Origin of the sequence: Pseudomonas sp. GL-B-19 (genome assembly GCF_019956415.1) — a bacterium.
In the GTDB taxonomy this organism is placed as follows: domain Bacteria; phylum Pseudomonadota; class Gammaproteobacteria; order Pseudomonadales; family Pseudomonadaceae; genus Aquipseudomonas.
In genome coordinates this window covers 59,731-69,155 of the sequence record NZ_JAHBDK010000036.1, presented here as the reverse complement: position 1 = coordinate 69,155, position 9,425 = coordinate 59,731, and the positions used below count along the sequence as shown (strand labels likewise).

Annotated in this window: 6 protein-coding genes, 1 rRNA gene and 1 pseudogene; 3 read left to right on the top strand and 5 right to left on the bottom strand. The window is 59.1% G+C overall.

Annotated elements, in window-relative coordinates; translation table 11 throughout:
• The first annotated feature begins 2 nt into the window (after positions 1 to 2).
• Positions 3 to 118, top strand: a 5S ribosomal RNA gene (gene rrf, locus KGB06_RS15765).
• Between the two features lie 215 nt (positions 119 to 333).
• On the opposite strand, the pseudogene KGB06_RS15760 reads toward rrf, so the two are convergent.
• The 4 genes and pseudogenes from KGB06_RS15760 to KGB06_RS15745 all read right to left on the bottom strand — a co-directional run.
• A pseudogene (locus KGB06_RS15760) lies at positions 334 to 1,002 on the bottom strand (enolase C-terminal domain-like protein); the annotation flags it as partial.
• Between the two features lie 292 nt (positions 1,003 to 1,294).
• Entirely contained in the window at positions 1,295 to 2,875 is a 1,581-nt protein-coding gene (locus tag KGB06_RS15755) for an aldehyde dehydrogenase (NADP(+)) (protein WP_223517272.1), read from the bottom strand.
• Between the two features lie 72 nt (positions 2,876 to 2,947).
• Positions 2,948 to 4,495, bottom strand: coding sequence for a UxaA family hydrolase (locus KGB06_RS15750; protein WP_223517271.1), 1,548 nt, complete (start codon positions 4,493 to 4,495; stop codon positions 2,948 to 2,950).
• Positions 4,496 to 4,660: 165 nt separating this feature from the next.
• Entirely contained in the window at positions 4,661 to 5,620 is a 960-nt protein-coding gene (locus tag KGB06_RS15745) for a LysR family transcriptional regulator (RefSeq protein ID WP_056741656.1), read from the bottom strand.
• Positions 5,621 to 5,740: 120 nt separating this feature from the next.
• On the opposite strand from KGB06_RS15745, the gene KGB06_RS15740 reads away from it, so the two are divergent.
• Both KGB06_RS15740 and KGB06_RS15735 read left to right on the top strand, forming a co-directional pair.
• Positions 5,741 to 6,937: a fumarylacetoacetate hydrolase family protein gene (locus tag KGB06_RS15740; protein WP_223517269.1), complete on the top strand. Its 1,197-nt coding sequence runs from the start codon at positions 5,741 to 5,743 to the stop codon at positions 6,935 to 6,937.
• Positions 6,938 to 7,004: 67 nt separating this feature from the next.
• A complete protein-coding gene (locus KGB06_RS15735) occupies positions 7,005 to 8,372 on the top strand; it encodes an MFS transporter (protein WP_223517267.1) in 1,368 nt (455 codons plus the stop codon).
• A 272-nt stretch (positions 8,373 to 8,644) separates the two neighbouring features.
• Here KGB06_RS15735 and KGB06_RS15730 read toward each other — a convergent pair whose 3' ends face one another.
• Positions 8,645 to 9,409, bottom strand: coding sequence for an ABC transporter ATP-binding protein (locus KGB06_RS15730; RefSeq protein WP_046031503.1), 765 nt, complete (start codon positions 9,407 to 9,409; stop codon positions 8,645 to 8,647).
• Positions 9,410 to 9,425: the final 16 nt, after the last annotated feature.

Sequence of the window (9,425 nt, the reverse complement as noted above, 5' to 3'; positions counted from 1 at the left end):
TTCTTGACGACCATAGAGCATTGGAACCACCTGATCCCATCCCGAACTCAGCAGTGAAACGATGCATCGCCGATGGTAGTGTGGGGTTTCCCCATGTGAGAGTAGGTCATCGTCAAGATTAAATTCCGAAACCCCTATCTGCGTATGCAGGTAGGGGTTTTGTTTTGTCCTCGAAAAAAGCATCTGGAAACTGGTACGGACCCGCTGGGTTTGCGCCAGCTCGGACCGAAGAAAAACTTAACGTCGTGTCCGGGATTAGTTGACCACTACAACCGGTCGATGCAACAGACTGACTAAATCTTTTAGCAGCATATGGCTGCCACGGCACGGCTATCAAGCGCGAGCAATATCGAGCCAGACCGGGCCGTCGGGATATTGATATCGTTCCAGGGATTGAGCGGTCATTTCGATGCTATAGCCCGAGCGCCGCGCAGGCATGTAGCGGCCGCGGCGGATCACGACCGGGTCAAGGAAGTGCTCGTGCAGGTGGTCGACGCATTCCAGAACACGGTTGTGCAGCGAGGCCGAGACGGCGATGTAGTCGAACAGGGCGATGTGCTGCACGTACTCGCACAAACCGACGCCACCGCCATGGGGGCAGACCGGCACGTCGAACTTGGCCGCCATCAACAGCACGATCAACACCTCATTGAGACGACCCAGGCGGGCCGCGTCCAGCTGGCAAAAGTCCAGAGCTCCGGCCTGGAACATCTGCTTGAACATCACCCTGTTGTGGCAATGCTCACCGGTGGCGACGCCAATCGGTGCGATGCGCCGGCGGATGCTGGCATGGCCGAGGATGTCATCGGGGCTGGTGGGCTCTTCGATCCACAGGGGGGGGGCGAACGCGGCCAGGCGGCGCATGTTGGCTACCGACTCATCGACGCCCCAGACTTGGTTGGCGTCCATCATCAGGGAACGATCCCAGCCAATTTCTTCGCGAAGAGTTGTGGCGCGACGGATGTCTTCTTCCAGATCGGCGCCGATTTTCTGCTTGAGGTGCTACAGGCGACGACCTGAACGTAACGTCGTCTGGCCTGTAGCGTTTCACACTCGCTTAGTCCTTGGCCAGATGAGGCTCAGGACGGCATTCCCGGTCAGGATGGGGTCTCATCGGGACAAAGAACCTTTTTTACCCTCTTTGGGCCGCATCACGAATACCAGCACCAATCAGTAAGCGTTGGTCGTAGGCGATCGGGACAATGCGCGGGCGAGGCCAGCGGGCGCAATGGTGGCTACCGCGCCGTGAAACGAGGAGCCGCTGGCGGTCTCCTCATTGATGACACTGCAAGTGTTACTGAGCTTCGCGAGTAGCTTGGCCATTGACCAGGCGAGATATGCCTAGGGGGTTGGCAGCTTTCAAGGCGTCGGGCAGCAGGCTGTCGGGGTAGTTCTGAAAGCACACTGGGCGCAGGAAGCGATCGATCGCCAGGGTGCCCACCGACGTACCGCGCGCATCCGAAGTCGCGGGGTACGGCCCGCCATGGACCATCGAGTCGCAGACTTCCACACCTGTCGGATAACCGTTGAGCAGAATCCGTCCGACCTTTTGTTCCAGCAACGTCGTCAGCTCGCCGAACCGTTCAAAGTCCGCCGGCTCGCCGATGATGGTCGCCGTCAACTGCCCGTGCAGGGCGTTCAATGCGGCATTGAGTTGTGCATGGTCCGCGACTTCGACGAACACCGTGGTCGGGCCGAAGACTTCTTCCTGCAAGACTTCATCGCCGTCGAGCAACAGGCCGACATCCGCCTTGAATAGCTGCGGTCGGGCCTGATTACCCTGTTGCGGGCTGCCGGCGAGGTGCTGAATGCCCGGATGCGCGAGCAGTTTTTGCAGACCTTTGCCATAGCTGCTCAAGGTGCCGGCATTGAGCATGGTTTGCGCAGGCTGATCCTCCATCAACCCAGCCACCTGCTGTACGAACGCACTGAACTGCGGCGAGCGAATACCGATCACCAAGCCAGGGTTGGTACAGAACTGACCACAGCCTTGTACCACTGAAGCGGTCAGGTCACGGGCAACGCTTTCGGCGCGCACTTCCAGGGCCTCGGGCAACAGGATTACCGGATTGATGCTCGACATTTCGGCGAACACCGGAATTGGCTGAGGACGGGCAGCGGCCATGTCACACAGCGCGCGACCACCCTTGAGCGAGCCGGTGAAACCCACCGCCTGAATGGCCGGATGCTTGACCAGCGCCTCACCGACACCGCCGCCGTAGATCATGTTGAACACCCCGGCCGGCATCGCGGTTTTTTCTGCGGCGCGGATGATCGCGTCGGCAACGAGCTCGGCCGTGGCCATGTGACCACTGTGCGCCTTGAACACCACCGGGCAGCCAGCCGCCAATGCCGAGGCGGTGTCGCCGCCCGCTGTGGAGAATGCCAAAGGAAAGTTGCTCGCACCAAATACCGCGACTGGCCCAAGGCCGATGCGGTATTGGCGCAGGTCCGGACGTGGCAGTGGTTGGCGATCCGGCAGTGCCTGATCAATCCGCGCACCGTAGAAATCACCGCGACGCAGCACTTTGGCGAACAGGCGCATCTGGCCGCTGGTGCGACCGCGTTCGCCTTGAATCCGTGCCGCCGGCAACGCGGTTTCGCGGCAGACCAGCGCTACAAAGGCATCACCCAACAGGTCCAGCTCATCGGCAATGGCATCGAGAAATTGCGCCCGGCGTTCGGCACTCAGGTTGCGATAGGTCGGGTAGACGGCAGCGGCAGCCTTGGCTGCGGCATCGACTTCTTCCAGGGTGGCCTGATAGAAGCTGTAAGGCAGGTTTTCGCCAGTGCTGGCATCAACGCTGTTGACGATGATATTGCCGGCAGCGCTGCGCTGACCGGCGATGTAGTTGTGGCCGATGATCGTGGGCATTTCTGGCTCCAGAAAAGAATGTTCGAATCCCCCTTGCGGGGATTTCAGGGCAATAGGGGTGGAGAGAGGGATTCAGGTGACTGCGCCGATCTGCCAGGGCACGAATTCGTTCTGCCCGTAACCGTGCTGCTCACTCATGCTGCGTTCGCCCGAAGCGATGCGTAGCATGAGTTTGAAGATGGCTTCACCGCATTCTTCGATGGTCATGGTGTCTTCGGCGATCTCGCCGCAGTTGATGTCCATGTCTTCGCGCTGGCGGTTCCACAGGGTGCTGTTGGTCGCCAGTTTGATCGATGGTGTGGGGGCGCAACCGTAGGCCGAGCCACGTCCGGTGGTGAAGGCGATCAGGTTGGCGCCGCCGGCGACCTGGCCTGTGGCCGATACAGGGTCGTAGCCGGGGGTGTCCATGAACACCAGACCTTTGGCGCTGACCACCTGGGCATACTCATAGACATCAACCAGATTGCTGGAACCTGCCTTGGCCACGGCACCCAGGGACTTCTCCAGGATGGTGGTCAATCCTCCGACTTTGTTACCGGCCGAAGGGTTGTTGTTCAGCTCTGCGCCCATGCGCTCGCAGTAGGCCTCCCACCAACGGATCCTGGCGATGAGCTTTTCGCCCACGGCGCGGTTGACGGCCCGACGGGTCAGCAGGTGTTCGGCACCGTAGATTTCCGGGGTTTCGGAAAGGATGGCCGTACCGCCACAGGCGACCAGTCGGTCCACGGCATTGCCTAGCGCCGGGTTGGCCGTGATACCGGAATAACCGTCCGAGCCGCCACATTGCAATCCAATCACGAGATGCCTGGCACTCACGGGTTCGCGCGTGACCTGGTTGGCCTCCTCAAGCAACGCCTTAACCTGGGCGATGCCGCTGGCGACCGCTTTGGAGGTACCGCCACTGTCCTGGATGCTGAAAGTACGTAGCGTATCGCTTCGGCTCAGGCCCTGGGTGCTGAGCAGCCCTTCGATCTGGTTGGTTTCGCAGCCCAGTCCGATTACCAGTACCGCGGCGAAGTTGGCATGGGTGGCGTAGCCGGCCAATGTTCGACGCAGCAAGGCCAGGCCTTCGCCGGCGGGGTCCACGGCGCAACCGGCGGAATGGGTGAGGGCGACCACGCCATCGACGTTGGGGTACGCCAGCAACGCGGCAGGATTGATGTCCCGGCGGAAGTGGTCGGCAACGGCGCGGGCCACGGTGGCCGAGCAATTGACCGAGGTCAGGATGCCGATGTAGTTGCGTGTCGCCACTCGGCCATCCTGGCGCACGATCCCCATGAACACGGGCTCGTCGTTCAAGGGTTTGTCGGGTTTCACATCGACGCTGAAGGCATAGTCACGGGAGAAATCGCCCATGGTCAGGTTGTGCACATGCACGTGATCGCCGGCTTCGATAACCCCCGTGGAAAAACCGATGATCTGTCCGTAACGACGCAAGGGCTGGCCGGCTTCGACACGGCGTGCGGCGATCTTGTGGCCGGCAGGTATCGGCTGGCGCACGGTCAGGCCTTCCTGCTCGAGTACTTCGCCCCCCAGCAACGGCCGACGGGCGATCAATACATCGTCCAGAGGATTGAGGCGCAGTACGGCGGCTGCACCGGTTTTCATGATCAATTCCATCGCAAACTCTCTGGCTATGAAGCGTGGGAGGTCGCTGGCGAACGGGCCGCGCCTTACCTTTGTTGCTGCACTATAAGAGCCGCCGTAGGTGTGTGCCTAATGAGACCTTTGGATTGATCGATAACCTTTTCTCATTGGTTCAGGGTTTTTTGAGTGAAACATCGTTCAGCGGTCGCCAGCTTCCCGTCTCAGCCTGGCGAATTCCAGCAAGGTATCGGCGAACTCCCGGGCAGCTTCGCTCAGCGGTTCGTCCTTGCGCGTGATGATGCCGTAGTCCTGGGGCTCGACCTTGAACGGCGTGTTGAGCACTTTGAGCAAGCCGCTCTGAACCTGCGACTGGACCATGGATTCGGGCAGCATCGCGAGCATCGGTCCCGATTGCAGCAGTTGCAAGAAGGTCGGCATCGAGATGGTCTCGACCGTATTGGTGGGCGTGCGCACATTGAACTCGGCGAAGGCACTTTCCATTCGTCGCCGTATGGGGGCATTGAAGGGGTACATGACCCAGGGCCAATCGCCGAGCTGATCGGTCGCCACTTCATCGAACTGCGCCAGGGGATGGCGACTGTTGACCACCAGGCAAAAGGGCTCGGGCCCGAGCGCACGAAACTCGAAGGGCTGCTGATAACGCTCATCGGTGAAGCGGGCAATGATCAGATCGAGTTTTTTATGTTCGAGCATTTCCAGCAGTTGATTGCTGGTTTGCTCGATCACTTCGATGGACAACATCGGGCGGTCCAGCTTGATCCGGGTGATGGCCTCGGGCAGCACGACCGAGGTCGCGGCGAAAATCGCGCCGACTTTCAAATGGCCATGCCCACCTTTGCGCAGCTTATTGAGCTGATCGACGAAAGATTGCGTGTCATCCAGGGTCATCCGCGCATAGCGGACCACGAACTCGCCGAGCTCGGTCAGGACCATGCTGCGGGTCTGCCGTTCGAACAAGGCAAAGCCGAGCAACAGTTCGATGTCGCGCAACATCTTGCTGATGGCGGGCTGGGTCAGGTTCATCAGCTCGGCGGTGGTATGCATATTGCGGGTCCGAGCCAGGGTATCGACCAGCATCAGGTGCTTGATCTTGAGCCATTTGCTGACGCTGGCGTAGGAAATCTCGTCGTTTTCCATAAGTCGCTCAAATCTGATTGATAACGAAACGATATCAAATGCTGAAAATATGTCATTGGGATTTATCGATCCAGTCCACTAATTTTGCCCGGTCGTTACCGAATTGACCTGGATCTGCATATGCCGAAGCTGAATTTGACTGGTAAAAACACCCTCCCGATCGACGGTCTGGAAGGCACGCTGATTGGTCGCGCCTGGGTGCCGGGGGAGACCGCAGGCCCGTCACCGGTGGTATTGCGCGCCGATGGCGTGTTTGATGTGTCGCAGGAGTTTGCGACATTGAGCGATCTGCTTGAGTGCCCGTCGCCGCTCGAGGCTGTTCGCAGCGCTCGGGGTCGATACATTGGCAGTGTTGACGAATTGTTGGCCAATACGGGAATGGGCGCCGACCCCTCCAAGGCTTTCTTGTTGCCGCCGGCTGACCTGCAAGTGATCAAAGCCGCCGGCGTAACATTCGCCTCCAGCATGATCGAGCGCGTGATTGAAGAGCAGGCCGGTGGTGATGCGGTCAAGGCCGAGAGCGTGCGCAACGTGGTCAAGGTGGCTATCGGCGACAACCTGCGCTCGATCAAACCCGGTTCGACCGAAGCCGCCCGGCTAAAGGGCGTATTAATCGAGCAGGGGCTGTGGTCACAATACCTGGAAGTGGGCATTGGCCCTGATGCCGAGATTTTCACCAAGGCGCCGGTCCTCGCTTCTGTCGGCAGCGGTAACGAGGTCGGTATTCATCCTCAATCCAAATGGAACAACCCTGAACCGGAAATCGTCCTGGCAGTGAGCAGTCGTGGCCAGATACTTGGTGCAACCCTGGGTAACGACGTTAATCTTCGCGACTTCGAAGGCCGTAGTGCCTTGTTGTTGAGCAAGGCCAAGGACAACAACGCGTCTTGCGTGATCGGCCCGTTTATTCGCCTGTTCGACGAAGGCTTTTCTCTGGATGATGTGCGCCGTTGCGTGGTCGACCTGATCGTCGAAGGTGATGATGGTTTCATCCTGCGCGGCAGCAGTTCGATGGAGCAGATCAGTCGCGACCCGCTGGAGCTGGTAGCCCAGACTGTGGGCAGCAATCACCAGTACCCGGATGGCTTCATGCTGTTTCTGGGCACCCTGTTTGCTCCGACACAGGATCGTGAAGAGCAGGGCAGCGGTTTCACCCACAAGCAGGGCGATAGCGTCAGCATCGGCAGCCCATTGCTGGGCACGCTGCACAATCGCGTCACCTACAGCAATGAAGCCACGCCATGGACGTTTGGCCTGCGTGCATTGATGGGCAACCTGGCTGCTCGCGGCCTTGAGGCAGGTAAATCACTCCACTGATTTACCTGCCAGAGGTTCCTGGCAGATAAAAACAGTGGTCGCTGGACAATAATAATAAGGCCCCCAAATGATGACCAAAAATACAAAAAGACCGGATCACGCGGCAGCCATCGAGAGCGCCATCGCCAAATGCAGATGGAAGCTGTTGCCTTTCCTGGCATTGATGTTCGCCCTGGCAATGATTGATCGCTCCAACGTGGGTTTCGCCAAGGCGGCACTGCAAACCGATATCGGCTTGAGCAATGCAGCCTTCGCCTTGGGCGCGGGTATTTTCTTTATCGGTTATGCGATCTTCGAAGTCCCCAGCAACCTGATGTTGCACCGGGTCGGCGCGAGAGTCTGGCTCAGCCGAATCATGATCACCTGGGGGCTGGTGTCCGCCGCCATGATGTTCACCCGGGATGAAACAACGTTTTACGTACTGCGTTTTCTCCTCGGCGTGGCCGAAGCCGGGTTTTCCCCGGGTGTCATCCTGTACCTGACCTACTGGTTTCCGGCCCAGCGTCGCGGCCAGGCCATCGGCATCTACTATTTTGGCTTGCCAATGGCCCTGATGCTGGGCAGTCCGCTGTCGGGTTGGTTGTTGGAAATGCATGGCATGTTCAACCTGACCAACTGGCAGTGGATGTTCCTGGTGGAAGGCCTGGCGGCTGTCGTCGTGGGGATCATTGCGCTGTTCTACCTCAAGAGTAAGCCACAGGATGCCAACTGGCTTACAGCAGAGGAGAAAGCCGCGCTGAGTCAGGAACTCAAGGCTGAAGATAAGCTCAAGCTGGCCCATGGACCGAACAGCCTGCTGGACCTGGTCCGCAACAAGCGAGTGCTGAAGTTCATCCTGATCTACTTCAGCGTTCAGGTCAGTGTGTACGGGGTCATCTTTTATCTGCCAACCCGGATTGCAGAGCTTCTGGGGACCAAGGTCGGCCTCGAAGTTGGCATGTTCATCTCGCTGCCGTGGCTGTGTGCAGCCATCGCCATGTACTTTGTGACGCGTTATGCCGACCGACATGGGGCGCACCTGAAGATGGCTATGTGCATGCTCGGCATGGCGGCCCTTGGTATTGCTGCTTCGGCGTTGCTCAACAGCTTTGCCCCGGTACTGCTGGCTTTCTGTTTTGCAGCGGCTGGTTTCGTGACTGTTCAACCGCTGTTCTGGACGCTGCCGACCGGCTACCTCGGCGGGGTCGCCGCGGCAGGTGGTATAGCCCTGATTGGCTCCATGGGCAACATCGGCGGCTTCGTCGCGCCAATGCTCAAGGCCAATATGGAAGTCTGGTTCACCGATCCACGGGCGGGGATGTTGTCGCTGTCGGCAGCCGGACTGGTAGGGGTTTACCTGCTATGGACGTTGCGCTCGCCGAAGGTGCAACCGTTGGTCAATCAAAGTCCACTGGAAGGGGGGGCGGGTAATTCCCAGGCACCTTCGAATCCTTGAGATCACAGCGTCGAAAATAGACCGAGACCAACAGCCGAAGCCTGGTAAAGGCTTCGGTTTTTTTTGCCCGTTAATTCTGCCAACAGCATCTAGCTTCGTGATGGGTTGTGAAAACATGCTGGACGCATCTAAAACAGGGTTTTGCTCGGCTCGTCAGCGGCTACGGCATCACAGGGATGCTGGCAACACTGATTGCTCAGGTAGAGCGTGGGCGTTTTGAGGGTTGAGCCAGCGCCTTTGAGCGACCCAGCGGTCGCTCAAAGGCGCTCTTGTTACTTCAGGTTGCCGCTGAGGAACTGCTGCAGGCGCTCACTTTTGGGGTTGCCCAATACGTCCTCGGGCGCGCCCTGCTCTTCGACCCGCCCCTGGTGCAGGAATAGCACCTGGTTCGACACTTTGCGCGCAAAGCTCATTTCGTGGGTCACCATGATCATGGTGCGGCCTTCTTCGGCCAAGCCCTGGATTACCTTGAGTACTTCGCCCACCAGTTCCGGGTCCAGGGCCGAAGTCGGCTCGTCGAACAGCATGATCTCCGGTTCCATGCTCAGGGCACGGGCAATGGCGACCCGTTGCTGCTGACCACCCGAGAGAAACGCCGGGTACTGATCGGCGACCCGTGCCGGCAAACCGACCTTGTCCAAGTAGCGCCGGGCGCGATCCTCTGCGTCCTTCTTGCTGACGCCCAGCACCCGGCGTGGGGCCATGGTGATGTTTTCCAGCACGGTCATGTGGCTCCACAGGTTGAAGTGCTGGAACACCATCGCCAGGCGAGTGCGGATGCGTTGCAGTTCATTGGCGTCGGCCACGCGCATGCCGTGGCGATCATGGACCATTTGAATCGGCTGGTTGTCCAGGCTCATGGCGCCATCGTTGGGCGTTTCCAGGAAGTTGATGCAACGCAGAAAGGTGCTCTTGCCCGAACCACTGGCGCCAATCAGGCTGATCACATCGCCGGTCTTGGCGTTTAGCGAAACGCCCTTGAGGACTTCATGGTTACCGTAACTTTTGTGCAGGTTTTCAACGGTCAGTTTGTACATGAGCAAGCATCCTGAA

Excerpts from the sequence above, each read along its gene's own strand:
- KGB06_RS15755 (WP_223517272.1), bottom strand. The coding sequence starts at position 2,875 with ATGCCCACGATCATCGGCCACAACTACATCGCCGGTCAGCGCAGCGCT.
- KGB06_RS15750 (WP_223517271.1), bottom strand. The coding sequence starts at position 4,495 with ATGGAATTGATCATGAAAACCGGTGCAGCCGCCGTACTGCGCCTCAAT.
- KGB06_RS15745 (WP_056741656.1), bottom strand. The coding sequence starts at position 5,620 with ATGGAAAACGACGAGATTTCCTACGCCAGCGTCAGCAAATGGCTCAAG.
- KGB06_RS15740 (WP_223517269.1), top strand. The coding sequence starts at position 5,741 with ATGCCGAAGCTGAATTTGACTGGTAAAAACACCCTCCCGATCGACGGT.
- KGB06_RS15735 (WP_223517267.1), top strand. The coding sequence starts at position 7,005 with ATGATGACCAAAAATACAAAAAGACCGGATCACGCGGCAGCCATCGAG.
- KGB06_RS15730 (WP_046031503.1), bottom strand. The coding sequence starts at position 9,409 with ATGTACAAACTGACCGTTGAAAACCTGCACAAAAGTTACGGTAACCAT.